The sequence below is a fragment of the Peribacillus sp. Bi96 genome, assembly GCF_918698115.1.
Classification (GTDB): Bacteria; Bacillota; Bacilli; order Bacillales; family DSM-1321; genus Peribacillus.
The window spans coordinates 422,051-443,480 of the sequence record NZ_CAKKLV010000001.1; the positions used below are offsets into that span (position 1 = coordinate 422,051).

Consider the following 21,430-nt stretch of genomic DNA (forward strand, 5'->3'; position numbering starts at 1 on the left):
AGCACATCTATTTACAGGATGAATGAAATAATAAAAATGTTCGGAAAGGCGGGATGACCTTGCGGACGTTTTCTTTATTGAAAGGGATGCCGGTTTTTACAAGCAAAGGACAAAGGATCGGCACGGTCCACGATTTATCGATTTCTGAATCGGGCCAAGTAACAGGCTTGGTCATTCATCAACAAGCATTGTTCAAGAGAGCCTTCCATTTGAAACTGGACGATATTACTTCTTTCGGTCCAGATGGGATCGTCATCATGCAACAGGATTCAACTCCAAGGAAAGTGCCTGACGGTTCCATCTGTCTAACAAAGGACGAATTATTGGGACGCATGATTTTTTCAGAAATGGGCGAAGAGCTTGGTTTACTGCAGGATGTATATTTCAAGGAAAAATTGGGCACGATTATAGCGTATGAAACAACGGATGGGTTTTTCTCGGAGTCGACAGTGGTCGAATCAAAACAGCCACCTACATTAGGGAAGGATACCATCATTGTTTCAGTTTATGAACAGTGAGGTGTCCAATTTTGGAAATACAATGTCCGAATTGCCGCAGTAAAGATGTCGGGAAAATTGGCGTGAATCAATATTATTGTTGGAGTTGTTTTATTGAAATGACCTTATCGGAAGGAATCATTAATACGCACCAGGTCGAGGAAGATGGAAGTTTAAGCTCATTGGACGATTTGTTTGAGGAAAATGACCGCCGCTTCAGTATGTAATTAACGGAAGAGGTGTTTACAATGGCTAGACGTTCACGCAATAGTCTTATGAACATGGGTTCGGACATGATGAACTCAAAGATGATCAAACGTAGTATGAAGAAGATACGCAAAAGATTAAAGTCATTATTTTAATGCGTTTGGGTGTCCTGATCGTGGGACACTCTTTTTTATGTATGAAATCCTTCCGCCTTTCGAAGAATAAATGAGCGGGAGGTGTTTAGTGTGAGTATTCGTCTAAAATGGTTTTATCGCCTGGGTTTTTTATTGCTCTTATTTTTCGTTATTTATATTTTTATGAAACTTAAGCCTATGTGGGGACCTGTTGTAACTGTATGTGTGACGGTACTTTTACCTTTTTTGGTTGGTGCGTTCATCAGTTACTTGCTGCATCCGGTAGTGGAATATTTAAATGAGAAAGGAATGCGTCGGTGGCTTTCGATTATGATCATCTATTTGTTATTTTTCGGAGGGATTGGCTTTGCCGTTTATAAAGGCATACCGGTGATGGTCAGTCAGGTTCGCGAGCTGTCGGAAAGCGTACCGGAACTAGTTGAACAGTACCGGAGCAGGATAGATAAGCTCAATCATCAAACAGCTACATGGCCGTTCGGTATTCATGAAAGGTTTGAAGACGGTGTCACCCTTTTTGAAGGTTGGTTGAATCGTATGTCTGAAAAAGCGATGGAGTATGCCATGAAGATGATTGATTTCATCGTTCTGATTGCGTTGATTCCATTCATTGCTTTTTATATCCTGAAAGATTTCACGGCTTTAAAAAAAATGGCTTGGTATATGACCCCGAAAAAATGGCGCAAACAGGGACGGGCATTCGTTCGTGATGTTGATGCGTCGCTTGGCGGTTATATTCGCGGTCAAATCATTGTCTGTGTCGTGATCGGGTTGATTTCCTCGCTGCTTTTTTGGATAGTCGACATGCAATATCCGCTGCTTTTGGGGGCGATAATCGGAATAACGAATGTCATTCCGTATTTCGGGCCGATTATCGGGGCCATTCCTGCCGTGATAATCGCCGCGACAATATCAGTGAAAATGGTGTTGATCATCGTGGTGATCGTGCTTGTCCTTCAATTTCTTGAGGGGAATATCTTGTCGCCGTTAATAGTCGGTAAAAGCCTCCATATGCATCCGCTTTTCATCATGCTAGCATTATTGGCCGGAGGTGAAATAGGCGGTATCACGGGAATGGTCCTTTCGATTCCCATTTTGGCTGTGCTGAAAGTTTTTGTGCTTCATGCCCGTGTTCACTTCAGAAAGAAGCCGCCGCTTATTGACAAATAAAAGCCTTGTGAATATAATCCATTACATAAGATAATTCGTTGAAGGATGAAGTATGCTGAAGTCCATCTAGAAGAGAGGGGTCCCCTAGGCTGAGAGGGATTGCCAGATGAAGAGCAGCAGAAAGCTAGTCCTGAGAGCAGCTAATACCTGCCGTCATGCCGCGTTAAGGCTTTTATGAAGGTGATGGACAGAGGATTTTCCTGCGTCCATAATCAGGGTGGTACCGCGAGTTAACTCTCGTCCCTGTTTTTGGGATGGGAGTTTTTTGTGTGCTCAAAATTACATAATTATTAGAAGGAGGATATATATGAAGTATTTAACTGGTGCTCAAATCCGCCAAATGTACTTAGATTTTTTTAGTGAGAAAGGCCATACCATCGAACCAAGTGCGTCATTGGTTCCTCATGAAGATCCATCTTTGCTTTGGATCAATTCCGGGGTTGCGACGTTAAAGAAATATTTTGATGGCCGGGTGATTCCAGAAAATCCAAGGATTACAAATGCACAAAAGGCCATTCGTACGAACGATATTGAAAACGTGGGGAAAACAGCACGTCATCATACGTTTTTCGAAATGCTAGGTAACTTTTCCATTGGTGAATATTTTAAAGAAGAAGCCATCACATGGGCATGGGAGTTTTTGACGGATGAAAAATGGATAGGGTTTGACAAAGAGAAATTAGCTGTGACAATCCATCCTGAAGATGACGAAGCATTCGAGCTTTGGAATAAAAAGATCGGTGTTCCTGCTGAAAGAATCATTCGTCTGGAAGAAAATTTCTGGGATATCGGTGAAGGCCCTAGTGGTCCGAATACAGAGATTTTCTATGACCGCGGACCAGCATATGGTGATGATCCGAATGATCCGGAACTATATCCAGGCGGGGAAAATGAACGGCATCTAGAAGTCTGGAATCTTGTGTTTTCTCAATTCAACCATAATCCGGACGGTTCTTACACACCGCTTCCAAAGAAAAATATTGATACGGGCATGGGGCTTGAACGCATGGCATCCGTCGTTCAAGATGTGGCGACGAACTATGATACCGATCTATTCATGCCAATCATCCGGGCGGTCGAAGAAATCTCCGATGTGAAATATGGTGTCGATACAGAAAAAGATGTTGCATTCAAGGTCATTGCCGACCATATACGTACTGTAGCATTTGCAGTAGGGGACGGAGCACTTCCATCCAACGAAGGCCGTGGTTATGTGTTACGCCGTTTACTTCGCAGAGCGGTTCGATATGCTAAGCAAATCAACATCAATCGTCCATTCATGTTCGAGCTTGTGACAGTTGTCGGTGAAATCATGAAAGACTTCTACCCTGAAGTACTTAAAAATAAAGATTTCATTGCGAAAGTCATCAAAAATGAAGAGGAACGTTTCCATGAAACGCTTCATGATGGACTTGCCATCCTTTCTGAAGTCATCAAAAAGGAAAAAGAAAAAGGCAGCACAACCATTCCTGGCAGTGACGCATTCCGTTTATATGACACATATGGCTTCCCAATCGAGTTAACGGAAGAATATGCAGAAGAAGAAGGCATGATGATCGATCAGGCTGGATTTGAAAAGGAAATGGATGCACAGCGTGAACGTGCCCGTTCAGCTCGTCAAGATGTGGATTCCATGCAAATCCAAGGCGGAGTACTGGGCGATATTAAAGTTGAAAGTGAATTTGTTGGCTATGATCAAGTTGCGGTTGAGGCAAAAGTAGCTGCAATCATAAAAAATGGCGAGCTTGTAACGGAAGCACAAGAAGGTGAAGATGTTCAGGTGATTCTGAACAAAACTCCATTCTACGCGGAAAGCGGCGGGCAAATCGCTGATAAAGGAACGATGGCCAGTGAATCCGTGAAAGTGGATGTCCATGATGTTCAAAAAGCGCCAAATGGCCAAAATCTGCACCGTGTAACTGTGGTTGCCGGAACATTAACGTCAGATTCCGATATCGTTGCTGCGGTCAATCAAGAAAACCGCATCCATATCACGAAAAATCATACAGCGACGCATCTTCTGCATCAGGCATTAAAAGATGTATTGGGTACACATGTCAATCAGGCCGGTTCACTCGTACAAGCTGAGCGTCTTCGCTTCGATTTCTCTCATTTTGGCCAGATAACGGCAGAGGAGATTGAGCGGATCGAAACGATTGTAAATGAAAAAATTTGGCAAAGTCTGCAAGTGAATACGGATTATAAAAATATTGAAGAAGCGAAAGCGATGGGCGCAATGGCCTTGTTCGGCGAAAAATACGGCAAGATTGTCCGTGTCGTTCAAATAGGCGATTATAGTCTTGAACTTTGCGGTGGTGTCCATGTCCCGAATACAGCGGTAATCGGCTTGTTCAAAATCGTTTCCGAAAGCGGCATCGGAGCTGGGACTCGCCGGATAGAAGCAGTAACGGGTGCTGGCGCATACAAATTGATGACTGACCAGATCGGCGTATTAAAGGACGCTGCTGCTAAATTGAAAACGAACTTGAAAGATGTACCTTCAAGAATTGAAACGGTCTTAGCCGAGGTGAAGGACCTTCATCGTGAGAATGAAAGCCTGACTGCAAAATTAAGTAATATTGAAGCGGGAAGCCTCGTTTCTAACGTAAAAGAAATAAATGGAGTACAAGTATTGGTGGCAAAGGTTCAAGCTACCGACATGAATAATCTGCGTGCAATGGCGGATGATTTGAAACAAAAGCTAGATTCTGTCATTATCGTATTGGGATCGGCTCAAGGCGATAAAGTTAATTTAATTGCCGGTGTGACGAAAGATTATATCGATCGCGGTTTCCATGCAGGCAAATTGATCAAAGAAGTTGCTTCCCGTTGCGGCGGCGGCGGCGGCGGACGTCCAGATATGGCCCAAGCCGGCGGAAAAGACCCTGAAAAATTGGACGCAGCACTTAATTTTGTTGAAGAATGGGTCTTATCGATTTCATAATCCATGAAAAGTGTTGTACAATGTAGGTAATAGTGGATTCTGGACGCTGAGGAGAGGTGCATGTTAATGAGTTCCTTTGATAAAACGATGAAATTTAATTTTCCCGAAGAACCATTCGAAAGAGATGTACAAGAAGTATTGTCTCAAGTTTATGTTGCACTTCAGGAAAAAGGTTATAACCCGATTAACCAGATTGTCGGTTATCTATTATCTGGTGACCCGGCCTACATCCCGCGCCATATGGATGCTCGAAACATTATTCGTAAGCTTGAACGCGATGAAATCATCGAAGAATTGGTTAAGTCGTATCTTAAGAATCATCGAGAGGAATACTAATGCGCACAATGGGACTTGATTTAGGTTCAAAAACCATCGGCGTTGCCTTGAGTGACGCGATGGGCTGGACTGCACAAGGATTGGAAACGATCAAAATTAACGAAGCTGGAAATGACTTCGGCTTAAAACGTCTCAATGAAATCATAAAAGAACATGAAGTTTCTAAGATTGTCCTCGGTTTACCTAAAAATATGAATGGAACTGTAGGACCGCGCGGCGAGATCAGTCAAGAATTCGCCAAACGCTTAGAAAATAAATTCAAGCTGCCAGTGTTTCTCTGGGATGAACGGTTGACAACCATGGCGGCTGAACGTGTCCTTCTTGAGGCGGACGTGAGCCGAAGCAAACGTAAGAAAGTCATTGATAAAATGGCAGCTGTCATGATTCTGCAAGGTTTCTTGGACAGACAAACAAATTCAATATGAGGTGAATGCAAATGGAACACGGTGAAAACAACATTACAGTAGTAGATGAAAACGGAAATGAGCAGCTTTGCGAAATCCTTTTCACTTTCGATTCAGATAAATTCAACAAATCTTATGTACTTTATTATCCGATGTCTGCAGAAGATGATGAGGAAGAAATTGAAATCCACGCTTCATCTTTCGTACCAAGCGAAGATAATAAAGATGGTGAACTAACACCGATCGAAACGGAAGAAGAATGGGATTTAGTAGAAGAAATGCTAAATACATTCCTTGACCAAGAAGAAGCTGAAGAAGAATAATCACCAGAAAAAAACTGACCTCCATCGAGGTCAGTTTTTTAGTTTGTAGACAAAAGGGATTCTATTTGGAACCGGTGTGGGAGCCTCCTGCGGGAAATCAACGTTCGAAATTGATAACCCCTCACTACAGTAACCCACCTCCATCAAGGGCGGTCATGTATGTACCAGTAACCCCTTATCTTTTCTCTACGAATAAAAGAATAAAAGTTGCAAGCGGACCTAAGAATAATGATAGCATGAACCAATTTAAGGCCGTTCTATTTTTACCTTGAGCAAGTCCGGCGTTTATGAGTGCCAACGTTCCCCAACCTACAAAAAAAGAATTATCCATCTCATTCACACCTTTCTCTCATTGAATCAATAGTAGCATACGTATATGAATATTCCTGGTCATTTCATGAAATGCCTAGTACATACAGGAAACAAATTGAGTGCATTTTTTAAGCTGAGTAAATAAAACTAAGCTGATTGGAACAGGTGTACGAGACTGCGGGAATACGCGTCCAAGAGAGACCCCCGCAGGCGCAAAAGCGCCGTGGGCGGACCTCCCGCGGAAAGCGAGTGCCTGGAGTGGAAATTAACGTTCGAATTTCAAGACAGTTACAAAAGAGGTTCCATCTAAATGTCAAAACAAATTTGATTGGAACAGGTCTACGAGACCTGCGGGAAATACGCGTTTAAGGGAGACCCCCGCAGGAGCATAGAACGCTGAGGGCGGACAATCCGCGGAAGTGAGTGCCTGAAGTGTAAATTAACTACACCCCTCAAAAAAACTGTAGACAAAGATATCACTATTTTCCTATAAAATTACGGCTGTATATTGACAAAACTAGTGCATTTTTGCCATAAATAGAGTAGTGAAGAATGTAGTTTTGCAAAAAACATGTAATTATTTGTTGATTTTAGTATAATGTTCGAAGCAAAGATTAATTAGAGAAAGCATCATCAAGAAACCATTCTGTAGTTGGTGTGAGTTTGCAGGGGGAATGAAAATGGATGAAAAAGATAAAAATTTATCTAAAAAGGAACATATCCAAATGAAATTGTTAGAACGGCAAGGAGAAGCAAAGCTTGTACGTAAAATTATCATGATTACGATAGCTTCGCTTATTTTACTAATCGGTATAGTTAGTCTGGTAGGTTTTTTATATATCAACTCTGCCATGAAACCAGTCGATCCAGATGATGACACCATCAAGAAAGTGAAAATCCCCATCGGTTCATCCGTGAACGGAATTTCGACACTGCTTGAAGAGCAGGGGATAATAAAGGACGCACGCGTATTCAAATATTATATTAAATTCCGCAATGAATCCGGTTTCCAGGCAGGTGAGTATAAATTATCACCTTCGATGCCAATTAAAGATATTGTAACAAGCATCAAAACCGGGAAACTCATGAAAGAAGCGGCATTGAAGATCACGATTCCTGAAGGGAAACAGCTTATCCAAATCGCCGATATCATTGCAGTGAAGACGGGCCAAGATCCGAAAAAAGTTTTCAAGGAATTGAATGATAAGAAATTCGTAAAGTCCATGCAAGAGCATTATCCGGAGCTATTGACGTCGGAAATTGAAAATGAAAAGATTTTATATCCGCTTGAAGGGTACCTTTTCCCAGCGACTTATGATTTTTATGAGGAAAAACCAACATTGGAATCCATAGTCATCGAGATGCTGAAGAAATCGGATGAGACCTTACAGGCATACGAACCCCAAATGAAAAAGAACGATTATTCCGTACACAAGATGCTGACCTTCGCTTCGCTAGTTGAAGAAGAAGCAACGGCACAAGTCGATCGCGGTAAAATAGCTTCCGTCTTTTACAATCGTATCGAGGAAGATATGCCGCTTCAAACGGATCCAACCGTCTTGTATGCAAAGGGTTCACATAAAAGTAAGGTGTTTTACAAAGACCTTGAGGTGAAGTCCCCATATAATACGTACAAGAACAAGGGGCTACCTCCAGGGCCGATTGCCAATGCTGGAACGACATCGATCGAAGCGGTATTGAAACCCGAGAAAACGGATTTCCTATACTTCTTGGCGACACCTGAAGGGGAAGTGCTTTACTCCAAAACATTGGAGGACCACAATAATAAAAAGGCAGAGCATATTTCCAATAAATAATGCTTAGCCACTGCGGGGGGAGAGATATTACTTTCCCCTTGTTTTTATGATAGAATAGTACAAGTGAATTTATTGGATCCGATTTTTATCGGTGACTGTAACTCGGCGAATGCCGGGTTTTATTTTGAAAGATAAGGAAATGTAGATCGAAAAAGCATACTTGTTTCAGCTCTTTGTAAAATAAAAAAAGATGAAAATCTTTTGTCTACTTTTTTTCATGAACTGATCAAGCGCTTTCGGTTTTCTTATAATTGGAGGAAACGTCTTGAACGGAAAAATAGAACAATATCTTCATTCCTTAATTCCGGAGCGTACGGGTTTGATTAAGGAGTTGGAAGATTTTGCGATGGAAAACAATGTGCCGATCATGGAGCCGGAAGGGATAGAGGTACTGCTTCAGATTTTGAGGCTTCATCAGCCGAAGGCGATATTGGAGGTTGGCTCGGCTATTGGCTATTCGGCCATTAGGATGGCTGAGACCCTTCCGGAAGCTCAAATCGTGACACTTGAACGGAATGAAGCCCGAATTGAGCAGGCAAGAGCTAACATCAAGAAGGCTGGCCTGTCGGACAGGATCACCCTCATTGAAGGAGATGCCCTTGAAGCAGGACCGAAAGTCATGGAACATGGTCCGTTTGATATCATCTTCGTTGATGCAGCTAAAGGGCAGTACAAGCGCTTCTTTGAGCTGTTTGAACCATTCCTTGCCGAGGCTGGCATTATCATTACTGATAATGTATTATTTAAAGGCTTGGTTGCTGAAAACATTGAAGAAATGGAAATGACGAGAAGAAAGCGAGCTCTCATCAAAAAAATCAGAGATTTTAACATCTGGTTACATGACCATCCAAATTTCGATACCGTGATTTTGCCGATTGGTGATGGTGTGGCCATTAGTAAACATAGAGGTGACAAAAATGAAAAAGCCTGAATTACTCGTGACTCCGACAAGTGTCGATCATATAACAGAACTCATCGATACTGGCGCTGACGCCTTCGTTATTGGCGAACAACGTTATGCGCTAAGGCTGGCAGGGGAGTTCAACCGTGAAGATGTCAAGAAGGCGATTGAGCTTGCACATGCCTCAGGCAAGAAAGTCTACGTGTCCATGAACGCCATTTTTCATAATGAAAAGGTGGACGAGCTTGAAGAGTATGTAGCATTCCTTGCCGATGCTGGTGCTGACCGGATCATTTTCGGTGATCCCGCAGTCTTAATGGCTGTCCGTGCCGTTGCGCCGGATATGCCCTTGCACTGGAACACAGAGATGACGGTAACGAACTGGTACACATGTAATTATTGGGGAAAACGGGGTGCTGTCCGTGCCTTAGCTGCCCGTGAAATCAGTTTGGACGAGATCGTTGAAATGAAGGAAAATGCCGAAGTCGAGATTGAAGTGCAAGTGCACGGCATGACGTGCATGTTCCAATCGAAGCGCACACTCCTGGGGAATTATTTTGAATACCAGGGTAAGGCATTGGAAGTGGAAAATCGGAAGGAACATAGAAATTTGTTTCTGCATGATAAGGAACGTGAAAATAAATACCCGATTTATGAGGATGAAAATGGTACACATATCATGAGTCCCAATGACATGTGCATGATTGATGAACTTCAGGAATTGATTGAGGCGGAAATAGATTCCCTGAAAATCGAAGGGCTATTACAAACACCGGAATATATCACGGAAATGACAAAGTTATATCGGGAAGCCATTGACGTATGTGCAGAAGATCCTGATCGTTATGATGATATGAAAGCGGAACTATATGAAAAAGTCAAAGCAGTTCAGCCGGATAGCCGTGAGCTGGATACAGGGTTCTTCTTTAAAGAATCGGTTTATTAAAGAAAAGGGTAAGAGAAAGAGGAGGAATAGCCTTGAATGCTATTGCTGATAAAATTTCCAAGATCATTGATGGAAAGAGAGTCATTGTAAAAAAACCGGAATTGCTGGCTCCGGCTGGAAACCTGGAAAAATTAAAAATCGCCGTTCATTACGGAGCAGATGCCGTGTTTATTGGCGGGCAGGAATATGGTCTTCGGTCCAATGCCGGTAACTTCACGTTTGAGGAAATGAAGGAAGGCGTCGAATTCGCCAAAAAGTATGGTGCTAAAGTATATGTAACCACTAATATTTTCGCACATAATGAAAATATCGATGGCCTTGATGAATATCTCGAAGGGCTTCAGGAGGCCGGTGTTCATGGAATCATCGTTGCCGATCCATTAATCATAGAAACTTGTAAACGGGTCGCTCCAAACGTCGAAATCCATTTAAGCACGCAGCAATCGCTTTCGAACTGGAAGGCCGTTCAGTATTGGAAAGAGGAAGGGTTGGAGCGTGTTGTTTTGGCGCGTGAGACCAGTGCTGATGAAATCCGTGAAATGAAGGAGAAAGTCGATATCGAAATCGAAGCTTTCGTTCACGGGGCTATGTGCATTGCCTATTCAGGACGCTGCACCCTTTCGAATCATATGACTGCGCGTGATTCAAACCGCGGCGGCTGTTGTCAGTCTTGCCGGTGGGATTACGATTTATATGAGTTGGATCAAGATGGGGAAAAAGCCTTGTTCGAGAAAGAAGATGCTCCATTTGCAATGAGTCCAAAAGACTTGAAATTGATTGAATCTTTGCCACGCATGATCGAAATTGGCATAGATAGTTTAAAAGTCGAAGGACGAATGAAGTCCATACATTATATTGCTACAGTAGTCAGCGTCTATCGTAAAGTGATCGATGCGTATTGTGCCGATCCGGACAATTTCAAAATCAAACAAGAATGGCTGGAAGAGCTTGATAAGTGCGCGAACCGTGAGACGGCATCATCGTTCATGGAAGGGGAAATTCCTGGGTATAAACAGCAAATGTTCGGGAATCATACCGTAAAGACTCGCTTCGACTTCGCAGGATTGGTGCTGGATTACAACGAAGAAACTCAAATGGTAACCATGCAACAACGTAACTTCTTCAAGCCTGGAGATGAAGTGGAGTTTTTTGGACCGGAAATCGAAAACTTCACTCAAAAAATCGGTACGATCTGGGATGAGTCAGGCAAAGAGCTGGAGGCCGCTCGCCATCCGCTTCAAATTGTCCGCATTCAAGTAGATAATCAAGTATATGTGAACAATATGATGCGGAAGGAGAATTGACATGACAAGGAAAAAACCAATGGTCATCGGAGTTACAGGAGGGTCGGGTTCAGGTAAAACAAGTGTTACCCGTTCCATTTTTGAATTCTTTCAAGGACATTCGATCTTGATGATCGAACAGGATTATTATTATAAAGATCAAAGTCATCTGCCGTTTGAAGAGCGGTTGAAAACGAATTATGATCATCCGCTTGCGTTTGATAATGATTTGTTGATTGATCACCTTAACGCATTACTTCGTTATGAAACGATAGAAAAACCCGTTTATGATTATTCGATTCATACGCGTTCAGCAGAAGTCGTCACTGTTGAGCCGCAGGATGTCATAATCCTTGAAGGGATTCTTGTGCTGGAGGATGAGCGCCTTCGAGACTTGATGGATATGAAGCTATATGTTGATACGGACGCAGACTTGCGGATACTCAGACGGATGACGCGTGATATTCAAGAACGCGGCCGTTCCTTGGATTCTGTCATTGACCAATACATCAGTGTCGTCCGCCCAATGCATAATCAGTTCATTGAGCCGACGAAACGTTATGCCGACATCATCATTCCTGAAGGTGGTCAGAACCATGTGGCGATTGACCTTATGGTGACAAAAATTCAAACAATCCTTGAACAAAAGTCTTTTTTGTAATAACATAGCATAAATAATGATAGGTGCCATTTTCCTCCGTTTTTTAAATAATCCCGTTTATTTATTGGGAAAGACTGGACAAATGTTGGAAAACGCAATACTCTATTCTTGATACAGAATGAACCGGCTGCTCACCGCAGTCGGTTTATATACTAAGGAACGGATTGTTTCTTGGTATCGATTGCGCGTACTTTTTAAGTCGCGCACTTATATATTTTGACTCAATTTTAGGGTTAAGCACTATATAGTACATAAACTTGTCACAGCGAATGCTTGCTGTAAAGAATTAGAAGGAGTGAAGGGTTTTGGCAATTGAAAAAGAATATCCAATGACTAAAGAAGGTAAGTTAAAGCTTGAACAGGAACTGGAACAATTAAAAACGGTTAAACGGAAAGAAGTAGTGGAAAGAATTAAAATCGCCCGCAGTTTTGGAGACCTTTCCGAAAACTCAGAGTACGATTCCGCAAAAGAAGAGCAGGCATTCGTTGAAGGACGTATTACAACAATCGAAAACATGATCCGTAATGCAAAAATCATTGAAGGCAATGATTCGAATACAGATACAGTTTCACTTGGAAAGTCGGTAACATTCGTAGAACTTCCAAACGGTGACGAAGAAACATATTCCATCGTTGGAAGCGTTGAAGCGGACCCATTCGAAGGGAAAATTTCCAATGATTCTCCAATCGCGAAAAGCCTGATAGGGAAAAGGGTCGGCGACAAAGTATCGATCCAAACACCTGGCGGCGAAATGAGCGTCAAGATTGTATCCATCAGCTAATCAACGGTTTAAGAGGGTGTCCTTAGGGGCATCCTCTTTTTTTTGGAAAAATGTTGCTTGAAATTTGTTCGTAATTGTTTAAAAATTCGCAACTCGTCAACAATGGTTACGAGGTGTATTTTATGAAAAAGAAACGAATGAGGTTGCTGGCTATTTTATTGACCACTTTTATGCTGATGCTCATAGGCAGACTTGCCTACATCCAACTTGTATCGACAGAATCTTTTTCAAAACATGATGTGAACCTAATAGAAGCAAGCGTGAAACAGCGTTCACAAATATTAAAGATTGATGATGGACGTGGAAAGTTTTATGACCGAAATGGGGAACCACTAGCCCATGAAGAAATTCCGACGCTCGTCCTGTTTCCATTTTTGAACAAAATGACATGGCCTATAGATGAAATTGCCTCGATAATCGGCAGATCGGAAAGTGAGCTGAAAAGGGCAATTGAACAAGCGGATGAACCATTCGTATTTGGCGGGGATGAACCGATAGAATTGACGGCCAGCCAATCGAAGGCTATCAATCAATTGAAAATCCCAGGGGTCTTTGCCGTGAACGAAAAATTATATCACGATCAAACCCCTGCAGCACAATTGATCGGCACGACGAATATATCAGATGCGGAAAAGAAAAAACGTTATCCCGACTTGAATTTATCTCCTGAAACGAAAATAGGCAATACAGGACTGCAAAGGACCTTTGATGAGTTCTTGCTTTCCTCTGGAGAATCGAAGCTCGTGTTTCACGTAGACGCCAGTGGAGGCCCCATGTTCGGTGTCGATGTTAAATACGTCGAACCAGCGAACCCTCTTTACCCAGTGAAGGTCGTAACGACGATTGATAAAGGAATTCAGGAAAAAGCGGAGAAGCTCGTCGATGAACGCGGCATAAAAAAGGGCGGCCTCGTACTGATCGATATCGAAAAAAGTGAAATCGTTGCCATGGTATCACGTCCAGCACTTAATATAAAAGACCCGAATGGCGAAGGAGCCGTCAATATGATGCTGACTCAAAAAACTCCAGGCTCCGTCTTTAAAACGGTCACGGCAGCTGCGGCCATTGATTATAAAGCGGCTAGTCCTTCCAGGACGTTTAATTGTAATTTGACGATTGACGGAAAGACGGATAAACAGAGGGAACTCGGCATGCTTAATTTTGAAAATAGCTTTGCCCAAAGCTGTAACAGGACGTTTGCTGAATTGTCACAGGAAATGGCTGAGAAGGATCCTGACTTTTTGGATAAATATGCAAAAATGTTAGGGTTGATTGGCGAAACGGGCTGGAATGGGGACGTATATCACACGAACGTTACTCAGTTGCATCATGAACAAAGCGGGAAGGTCTGGCACGATGATGATTTGAAAAAGGATCCTAAAATGGTTGCCAAAACCGCAATTGGTCAGCAGGATGTCCAAACGACACCGCTTGCGATAGCAAATATGATGGCTACGATTGCACGCGGTGGTAAGAAGGAACAGGTCAAAGCGGTTTCCAAGGTCGAATTCAACAATAGTACGACCGTAGTCGATTTTCCTAATCAAAACATGGAAGGGGAGACGCTGTCTCCATATACAACGATGAAGATGCAGCAACTTCTACGGAAGGTCGTTACGGAGGAAAAAGGGACTGGTGCGTCGTTGAGAGACTTGCCTGTGGAGGTCGCTGGCAAGTCTGGAACGGCTCAGACGAATATTGAAAAAGGGGAGCTGAATAAATGGTTTGCGGGCTACTTCCCTTATAAAGATCCCAAATATGCTCTTGTTACCGTAAGTTTTGAAACGAAGGAAAACAGTACCAGCATGACGCCACTTTTCTCAGATATTGTAAAAGTCTTGTACTCGAAGAACCAGGAGGATAGCGAGAATTGACGAAAAGTGTAGGAAACCCTTCCCTTCTATCTCCAGCGAAATCATGTTAAAATGAGGCAGTAAGAAATGGTAAGGGAGGAATGGACCTTGGGCTCACGTTTCAATCAGCGAGATCAAAAAAGAAAAGTAAATAAAATATATAATATTGCAATCACCATCGTTTCCATTTTAATCGTTATCGTCGCTATCACCATTTTCTTAAGTGATGATGACACTGAATCAGTAAAAACCACGACTGAACCAAAGCAAATTGCCGATAAAGATCAGGGCAAAGTGGACAAACCTGCTGGTAAAGGGGAAGAAGATTCAGAGAAGGAAGTTGAAGACGAAGATAGTAAAGCAACAGACGAAGATAGTAAAGCAACAGACGAAGATAATAAAGCAACAGACGAAGATAATAAAGCAACAGACGAAGATAATAAAGCAACAGAGGAAGACACAGACGATAAGAAGGCTGAAGAGGGTACAGACTCAGAAAAAGCTGGGAAAGCGGAACTTGTGGAAGTGGAAGGCAGCGGAGATGGCAATGTCGCGGCTACATATACAAGTGAGAGCTGGAAGCCAGTTGGAACTGAACAATCCGGGGAACACACTACAAGCTTTCAAAAGGACTCTGTCGATTGGAATGAAATGAGTAAAGCCATTGCCACTGGAGCAGGAATCGACGAAGGCAGCATGAGAATGTGGTGGCTTCAAAACGGCGGTTCGCCAAACACAGCAATCGGTACCGTATCAGAAGGAGACAATCCTAAAACCTTCCGGGTCCATATTGAATGGGTGGACGGATCAGGATGGAAGCCTGTGAAAGTCGAAGAGCTGAAGACGAACGATAAAAGGTAATGGATAAAAAAATAGTAACGAAAAACCCCCGAAAGGAATTCCACTTTTCGGGGGTTTTTCATGGTGGTCACTTTTTTGCTTTAAAGTGGACGACTGCACTGTAAAAACGTCTGCCTTCCTCACTAACATACATTTGATGTGATACGGAGTGAACCTGCAGCATGATCGCTTTATTGATTTCAATTTGTGATTGAATTTTCTCTTCAAGATTCTTAATGCTTTCTGCCTCAAAAAATTCTATTTTATCTTCGAATAAGTTTAAGTCTAGTTGAAAACCCATGACTGTTCCCCTCCAACATTTAGATACTGTTAGTTTAACACCATTTTGGCCGAATCTGAACCGAATGAGTGATTTGCCTAAAAAACAAGAACAGTTTGTGTGTTTATTTCATATTATGCTTATAGGTTTTATTATCAAATTATAAAAAGGTGATTGATATGGCCAGGGAATTTATAGATTAATTTGATGAATGGTCGAAATGGAATGATGATACGGTAGGTTGCCCCAATATTGAGCATCAGGAGGTTTTTTAAACATTCTGATTGGATACTGGACAGCGTCACGGATCGGGTTTAATGGTCAGGTGATGAGTTCGTCGTAGTTCCGGGAATCTTAATGAACAGAGGGCCTTTCCGTCGATTATTTTATATTGCACAAATCGCATTAAATGGGTAGGAGAACTCAGTTGTGGTGTTCAAATTTGATAAACATCCAATAGTTAATTGGGGAGACGCCGATGATGGAATTCACCCATTTCCTTCTTCTTTATGAAGTCTGAATCTTTGTCTAACTGGAATATTATAATCCGGGGGCGAACATCGTTATGATATTCCCGGATTCAGTGAACGATACTTTAGCAAAAAAAATTATCAGGGTGGTATATAAAATGGGCAGAGAATTTATAGATTTATTTGAAGAATGGTCGAAATCGTATGATGATACGGTAGGTGGACACGATATAGAGTATCAAGAGGTTTTTAAACATTATGACAGGATCTTGGATAGCGTCACGAATCGGGTTTATGGTCATGTGCTGGAGTTCGGAGTAGGCACCGGGAATTTAACGGAAAGGCTATTGAAAAAAGGCCTTAAGGTATCGGGAATCGAGCCGTCACCTGCCATGAGGGAAATAGCGGTAAGCAAGTTGCGCGGAAAAACAGAAATTGTGGATGGCGATTTCATGGATTTTCCGAAGCCGGAAAAGGTTGATTCGATCGTGAGTACGTACGCGTTTCATCATTTAACCGATGAAGAAAAAGAAAAAGCGATAGCCAACTATGGAAAGTTACTGAATACTGGTGGTAAAATAGTGTTTGCGGATACGATGTATCAATCAAAGGAAGCGCATGAACGAGCGATTTCTGATGCAAGGCAGGCTGGCTTTCATAATTTGGCAAACGATTTGCAAACGGAATATTATACCACCATTCCTTTTTTGGAAAAAGCACTTGAAGCACATGGATATAAAGTGAACTTCGAGCGCTGCAATCAATTTGTCTGGATTATGGAGGCGGAAAAATTATAGGAAGAGGTTTTTACTAATGAAAGTAGCCATAATCGGAGCAATGGAAGAAGAAGTTACGATTTTACGTGATAAATTGGAAGGTTTGGAGCAGGTGACCATTGCCGGTTCCGAGTTTAATACAGGAACACTGAACGGTGTCGAAGTGATTTTGCTTAAATCGGGAATCGGGAAAGTGAATGCGGCGATGTCCACTACGATCCTATTAGAAAAATTCAAACCGGATGCGGTGATCAACACTGGGTCTGCCGGTGGTTATCATCCAGCCCTTAATGTTGGGGATGTGGTCATTTCCACGGAGGTTCGCCACCATGATGTCGACGTGACGATTTTTGGGTATGAGTACGGTCAAGTCCCTCAATTGCCAGCTGCTTTCATCCCGGATGAAAAGCTTTTCGCCATCGCAGAAGACGCGGCTAAAGAAATCGAAGATATACAAGTGGCGAAAGGGTTAATCGTGACGGGGGATTCTTTCATGAATGATCCTGTTCGGGTTGAATTCGTCAGAGGGAAGTTTACGGACTTATACGCGGTGGAAATGGAAGCGGCAGCCATAGCTCAGGTAGCCTTTCAATTCAAAACACCGTTCGTCATCATTCGTTCCCTTTCTGATATAGCAGGTAAGGAATCCAATATTTCCTTTGATAAATTCCTGGAAACGGCTGCGCTTCATTCAGCGGCACTGATTTTGAAAATGGTTGAAAAAATGAAATAAGTGCCCAGTGATCAGCGGGAATCTTTTCCGCTGATTATTTCTTGCATATAACATACTAAATTGGTAGGATAACTATGAAAGGATGTCCGATTATGAAGTTCTATCAAAATATTCATGAGTTGATTGGGGAGACCCCACTAATGGAAATCACCCACTTCCCTCTTCCGGATCAAGTCCGTATCTTTGCCAAGCTGGAATACTTTAACCCTGGCGGCAGCGTGAAAGATCGGCTTGGCCAGGAACTTTTAGCGCAAGCATTGCAGGCAGGGAATGTGAAAAAGGGAGGAACCATCATTGAACCGACTGCAGGGAATACTGGGATTGGCCTAGCCCTTGCTGCGATAAACAGTGGTGTTAATGTAATATTTTGTGTACCTGAGAAATTCAGCGCCGAGAAACAGGAACTGATGCGTGCCCTTGGAGCAAAAGTGGTCCAGACCCCGACAGAGGAAGGGATGCTAGGTGCAATCCGCAAAGCGAAGGCGCTGCTTGGTGAAATTCCAGGATCCTATTGTCCAGAGCAGTTTTCCAACCCATCCAATCCGGATGCCTATTATAAAACATTGGGACCTGAAATTTGGGAGCAGTTGGCTGGCAATGTGGATATGTTTGTTGCCGGTGCGGGAACGGGGGGTACTTTCATGGGTACATCGCGTTATTTAAAAGAAAAAAATCCTGCGGTCAAAACGGTCATTGTCGAACCGGAAGGATCAATTATAAATGGAGGCAAAGCTGGTCCCCATAAAACAGAAGGGATCGGGATGGAATTTTTACCAAGCTATATGGATGAAACGTACTTTGATCAGATTCATACGATAAGCGACGATGAGGCGTTCCAAATGGTGAAGGAATTGGCGCTTAAAGAAGGACTTCTTGTTGGAAGTTCTTCCGGCTCGGCTTTTGCAGCGGCCTTGAAAGAAGCAGCCAAGGCTACCCGGGGTTCGAATATCGTTGTGATATTTCCGGATTCCAGTGAACGTTACTTAAGCAAAAACATTTATCAGGGAGGTCTTTGAAAATGAGGAAAAAAACACAAATGATCCATGGCGGTATTTTCGGTGATGAAAAAACGGGAGCGGTGTCGGTGCCGATTTATCAAGTGAGCACCTATAAACAGGATGGTCTGGGGAAAGATCGAGGATATGAATATTCACGTACAGGAAACCCAACCCGCCATGCCCTTGAGGAATTGATCAAGGATCTTGAAGAAGGAAAAAGAGGATTCGCTTTCGGTTCAGGAATGGCAGCAATAACGGCGGTTATGATGCTGTTGAGTCAAGGTGATCACGTTTTACTGACGGATGACGTTTATGGAGGCTCTTTCCGAGTGATGACAAAAGTGCTGAACCGCTTCGGAGTGGAAGCTACGTTCATCAATACGAGTGACATACATTCGATCCAAAACGAGATCAAAGACAATACGAAGGCACTGTTCATTGAAACCCCGACGAATCCATTATTGAAGATCACTGATCTAGAGGCCGTTTCAAAAATCGCTAAAGAAAACGGTATCCTCACTATTGTGGATAATACCTTCAGTACGCCATACTGGCAAAATCCACTTACACTTGGTGCTGATATCGTGCTTCATAGCGCTACGAAGTACTTAGGGGGGCACAGCGATGTTGTAGCGGGTCTTGTCGTGGTGAATGATGAAAAACTTGGCGAGGACCTTCATTTCATCCAAAACTCCACAGGAGGCGTGCTGGGGCCCCAAGATTCATGGTTGCTGATGCGTGGTATTAAAACGCTGGGAATCCGGATGGAGGAACATGAAAAGAATACCTCTCAGATCGTTCGTTTCTTATCCGGGCATAAAGCCGTTTCGAAAATCTATTACCCAGGTCTTGAAGACCATCCAAACCATGATATTGCTAAAAAACAATCGCGTGGCTTCGGCGGTATGGTTTCATTCGATGTCGGCAGTGCCGAAAAGGCCGAATCCGTTTTGAATAAAGTGAAATACTTCACGCTGGCTGAAAGTCTAGGGGCAGTGGAGAGCTTAATTTCGGTTCCAGCCATGATGACACATGCCTCGATTCCAGCAGAGCGCCGTGCAGAGCTTGGGATAACAGATGGGTTGATTCGTATTTCCGTTGGTCTTGAAGACGTTGAAGACCTATTGGAAGACTTGGAACAAGCGCTAAAAGGGTAAATTGGAAGAGGGACCGCTTTAAAGCTAACTGCCATTATTTACACCCTGTCATTTGGAATAAATATGGTAGAATGAGATATCGATAACTTATTAGCTTGAAAGAAGGTGGAATGTCATGAAAAACGGCAAAAAACAATCGGCGGCAATGCTGCGTTCGAAAATGGTCGATTTTAAACAATTTGCGATCACCTTGTTATGTGTAGGCACGTTCTTTTATTTAGGAACCATCCTCCCCTCAGGCGACAAAGCGATGATGGACACATATGTCTATATGGGAGCGACAATCATGTTTCTTGGCATATCCATACTATTTTTCCGATTATCTAATAAATATAAAAAGACACTGGCAGAAATGGATGACCAGGACTCTTTACAACAATAGAGGCACGAAGCAAACCTGATTCTTTAAAGAATCAGGTTTTTTCTTATCTCTAACGTTGTTGCCTGTAATTTGGGTAGGTTCATCATTCTTATTGCCTCCTTCAGTGGATAATCGCTATTAAAATTAGGGAAAAAGAAAGAAATTTCAAAAAAATGGGCAAAAGCCGTTTACAAATATCGTTTTTATGGATATACTTACCAAGTAATAAAAAATATTCCAAAGGAGGTCGAAGAAAATGAAATTGTATTTATATGGAGTCGTCTCTAATCAGATTAACCGGTCCGTTTCAAATAACAATCATATACCATTCGACCTGTGCCAAGCGGAATATTTCTAAAGCAATTTGGCTTTATTAATCATTCGGACATTGCGGCCGCAGGGAGAAGTCTTTTATCCTGCGGCCTTTTTATATTTTCTTAAAAATCCCGCAGGAGGACGTAACTTTCTGCGGCCTTTTTATGCCTTTTTGTGGGCCGCTCCCTTAAAAGGAGGTGATATTATGACACTGAATATGCTTTTTTTCACTATCACGATAAAAATGAAAAAAATGACTGCCGAGGAATGTTTGCAGCAGGAGAGAATCCACAAGATTCGAGAAGAACATCTAGACAAAGCAATGAAGCATCGTCCTTTTTTCTAAGATAGGCGAGGTAGGTATCCCATTCATAAATTTTAGGAAAGGTGGAGGTTAACATGATGAAATTGGTTTGCGTAAGAGGAGAAAAGCGTTGCTATTGGCAGGAGAAGGATACGGGCTAACGGACTGGCACATTCAGAAGCAGGGTCATTGGGATATGATGAAGTTCGAAAGGAATATGTATAGGGAAAACTCGGCACTCGGCCGAGTTTTTTTCTTTGCATCAACAGCATGAACCTGGATCGCCAAAACCAAACCCACATCCCGGGAACCACCAAAACCCGAAAATGAGCAATAAAATCAAGAGGACAATAAACAGGCCATAACCAAATCCGTAACTGGATCTGGCATAACATGGCACTGGAGGCGGATAACCATAGTTGCATCCGTATGGTCCATAGTTATAACCCATCTTAAAAAACCTCCTTTCCTTAAAAATTCACTTCATTATGACCGTTTGTCTTTGTCCGATTGGGAATTCATCCATTCTGGTTTTAAACTTTCAATACTTTCTTGATTTCTTTTAGTGGGACAGACACGAACAAGCCCACTGCTGCATAGGTATTAAT

The 21,430-nt window shown here is 42.5% G+C and carries 24 protein-coding genes; 21 read left to right on the top strand and 3 right to left on the bottom strand.

The features are described 5' to 3' along the window. Nucleotides 1-59 precede the first annotated feature (59 nt). From LQ203_RS01990 to LQ203_RS02020, 7 genes are all read left to right on the top strand, one after another. The gene (locus LQ203_RS01990) at nucleotides 60-518 is read left to right on the top strand and encodes a PRC-barrel domain-containing protein (RefSeq protein WP_230155156.1); all 459 of its coding nucleotides are present in this window, start codon (nucleotides 60-62) and stop codon (nucleotides 516-518) included. Between the two features lie 11 nt (nucleotides 519-529). Continuing rightward, entirely contained in the window at nucleotides 530-724 is a 195-nt protein-coding gene (locus LQ203_RS01995; RefSeq protein ID WP_230155157.1) for a hypothetical protein, read from the top strand. A gap of 225 nt (nucleotides 725-949) precedes the next feature. Next, nucleotides 950-2,026: an AI-2E family transporter gene (locus LQ203_RS02000; RefSeq protein WP_230155158.1), complete on the top strand. Its 1,077-nt coding sequence runs from the start codon at nucleotides 950-952 to the stop codon at nucleotides 2,024-2,026. Between the two features lie 307 nt (nucleotides 2,027-2,333). Continuing rightward, complete coding sequence (gene alaS / locus LQ203_RS02005) at nucleotides 2,334-4,970, top strand: alanine--tRNA ligase (protein WP_230155160.1); 2,637 nt, start codon at nucleotides 2,334-2,336, stop codon at nucleotides 4,968-4,970. 66 nt (nucleotides 4,971-5,036) lie between these two features. After that, the gene (locus tag LQ203_RS02010; protein WP_034311358.1) at nucleotides 5,037-5,306 is read left to right on the top strand and encodes an IreB family regulatory phosphoprotein; all 270 of its coding nucleotides are present in this window, start codon (nucleotides 5,037-5,039) and stop codon (nucleotides 5,304-5,306) included. Then, complete coding sequence (gene ruvX, locus LQ203_RS02015; RefSeq protein ID WP_230155163.1) at nucleotides 5,306-5,731, top strand: Holliday junction resolvase RuvX; 426 nt, start codon at nucleotides 5,306-5,308, stop codon at nucleotides 5,729-5,731. The genes LQ203_RS02010 and ruvX overlap by 1 nt, the downstream gene beginning before the upstream one ends. A gap of 11 nt (nucleotides 5,732-5,742) precedes the next feature. Further along, complete coding sequence (locus tag LQ203_RS02020; RefSeq protein ID WP_063232962.1) at nucleotides 5,743-6,033, top strand: DUF1292 domain-containing protein; 291 nt, start codon at nucleotides 5,743-5,745, stop codon at nucleotides 6,031-6,033. A gap of 175 nt (nucleotides 6,034-6,208) precedes the next feature. Here the strand turns inward: LQ203_RS02020 and LQ203_RS02025 are convergent, their stop codons facing one another. Continuing rightward, nucleotides 6,209-6,364 (bottom strand): hypothetical protein, encoded by a 156-nt coding sequence (locus LQ203_RS02025; RefSeq protein WP_230155165.1) that lies wholly within the window; start codon nucleotides 6,362-6,364, stop codon nucleotides 6,209-6,211. 661 nt (nucleotides 6,365-7,025) lie between these two features. On the opposite strand from LQ203_RS02025, the gene mltG reads away from it, so the two are divergent. The 8 genes from mltG to LQ203_RS02065 all read left to right on the top strand — a co-directional run bounded on the left by mltG (nucleotide 7,026) and on the right by LQ203_RS02065 (nucleotide 15,449). Further along, complete coding sequence (gene mltG, locus LQ203_RS02030) at nucleotides 7,026-8,162, top strand: endolytic transglycosylase MltG (protein ID WP_230155167.1); 1,137 nt, start codon at nucleotides 7,026-7,028, stop codon at nucleotides 8,160-8,162. A 265-nt stretch (nucleotides 8,163-8,427) separates the two neighbouring features. Further along, on the top strand, nucleotides 8,428-9,093 hold the full coding sequence (locus LQ203_RS02035) for an O-methyltransferase (RefSeq protein WP_230155169.1): 666 nt from the start codon (nucleotides 8,428-8,430) through the stop codon (nucleotides 9,091-9,093). Then, nucleotides 9,080-10,009, top strand: a complete 930-nt coding sequence (locus tag LQ203_RS02040) for a peptidase U32 family protein (RefSeq protein WP_230155171.1) — start codon at nucleotides 9,080-9,082, stop codon at nucleotides 10,007-10,009. Before LQ203_RS02035 ends, LQ203_RS02040 begins: the two co-directional genes overlap by 14 nt. Before the next feature lie 32 nt (nucleotides 10,010-10,041). Continuing rightward, entirely contained in the window at nucleotides 10,042-11,313 is a 1,272-nt protein-coding gene (locus LQ203_RS02045) for a U32 family peptidase (protein WP_230155173.1), read from the top strand. Between the two features lies 1 nt (nucleotide 11,314). Beyond that, a complete protein-coding gene (udk, locus tag LQ203_RS02050; RefSeq protein ID WP_230155175.1) occupies nucleotides 11,315-11,953 on the top strand; it encodes a uridine kinase in 639 nt (212 codons plus the stop codon). 305 nt (nucleotides 11,954-12,258) lie between these two features. Next, a complete protein-coding gene (gene greA, locus LQ203_RS02055) occupies nucleotides 12,259-12,735 on the top strand; it encodes a transcription elongation factor GreA (RefSeq protein WP_230155180.1) in 477 nt (158 codons plus the stop codon). A 122-nt stretch (nucleotides 12,736-12,857) separates the two neighbouring features. After that, on the top strand, nucleotides 12,858-14,609 hold the full coding sequence (locus LQ203_RS02060) for a penicillin-binding transpeptidase domain-containing protein (protein WP_230155181.1): 1,752 nt from the start codon (nucleotides 12,858-12,860) through the stop codon (nucleotides 14,607-14,609). 87 nt (nucleotides 14,610-14,696) lie between these two features. After that, nucleotides 14,697-15,449: a YrrS family protein gene (locus LQ203_RS02065; RefSeq protein WP_230155186.1), complete on the top strand. Its 753-nt coding sequence runs from the start codon at nucleotides 14,697-14,699 to the stop codon at nucleotides 15,447-15,449. 67 nt (nucleotides 15,450-15,516) lie between these two features. On the opposite strand, the gene LQ203_RS02070 is transcribed toward LQ203_RS02065, so the two are convergent. Next, nucleotides 15,517-15,729, bottom strand: coding sequence for a DUF2536 family protein (locus LQ203_RS02070; protein WP_230155188.1), 213 nt, complete (start codon nucleotides 15,727-15,729; stop codon nucleotides 15,517-15,519). Between the two features lie 607 nt (nucleotides 15,730-16,336). Between LQ203_RS02070 and LQ203_RS02075 the strand changes: the two genes are divergently transcribed. The 6 genes from LQ203_RS02075 (at nucleotide 16,337) to LQ203_RS02100 (ending at nucleotide 20,864) form a co-directional block, all read left to right on the top strand. Then, nucleotides 16,337-16,975: a class I SAM-dependent methyltransferase gene (locus LQ203_RS02075; RefSeq protein WP_230155190.1), complete on the top strand. Its 639-nt coding sequence runs from the start codon at nucleotides 16,337-16,339 to the stop codon at nucleotides 16,973-16,975. Nucleotides 16,976-16,991: 16 nt separating this feature from the next. Further along, on the top strand, nucleotides 16,992-17,687 hold the full coding sequence (mtnN, locus tag LQ203_RS02080; protein WP_230155193.1) for a 5'-methylthioadenosine/S-adenosylhomocysteine nucleosidase: 696 nt from the start codon (nucleotides 16,992-16,994) through the stop codon (nucleotides 17,685-17,687). A gap of 92 nt (nucleotides 17,688-17,779) precedes the next feature. Then, nucleotides 17,780-18,703, top strand: a complete 924-nt coding sequence (locus tag LQ203_RS02085; RefSeq protein ID WP_230155195.1) for a cysteine synthase family protein — start codon at nucleotides 17,780-17,782, stop codon at nucleotides 18,701-18,703. A gap of 2 nt (nucleotides 18,704-18,705) precedes the next feature. Beyond that, nucleotides 18,706-19,842 (top strand): bifunctional cystathionine gamma-lyase/homocysteine desulfhydrase, encoded by a 1,137-nt coding sequence (locus LQ203_RS02090; RefSeq protein ID WP_230155198.1) that lies wholly within the window; start codon nucleotides 18,706-18,708, stop codon nucleotides 19,840-19,842. Between the two features lie 115 nt (nucleotides 19,843-19,957). Next, nucleotides 19,958-20,224 carry a YrhC family protein gene (locus LQ203_RS02095; RefSeq protein WP_230155200.1) on the top strand — a complete coding sequence of 89 codons (267 nt, stop codon included), beginning with the start codon at nucleotides 19,958-19,960 and terminating at the stop codon, nucleotides 20,222-20,224. Between the two features lie 499 nt (nucleotides 20,225-20,723). Next, nucleotides 20,724-20,864, top strand: coding sequence for a YrzI family small protein (locus LQ203_RS02100; RefSeq protein ID WP_072273247.1), 141 nt, complete (start codon nucleotides 20,724-20,726; stop codon nucleotides 20,862-20,864). A gap of 220 nt (nucleotides 20,865-21,084) precedes the next feature. On the opposite strand, the gene LQ203_RS02105 is transcribed toward LQ203_RS02100, so the two are convergent. Next, nucleotides 21,085-21,273, bottom strand: coding sequence for a hypothetical protein (locus LQ203_RS02105; protein WP_230155202.1), 189 nt, complete (start codon nucleotides 21,271-21,273; stop codon nucleotides 21,085-21,087). Between the last annotated feature and the right edge of the window lie 157 nt (nucleotides 21,274-21,430).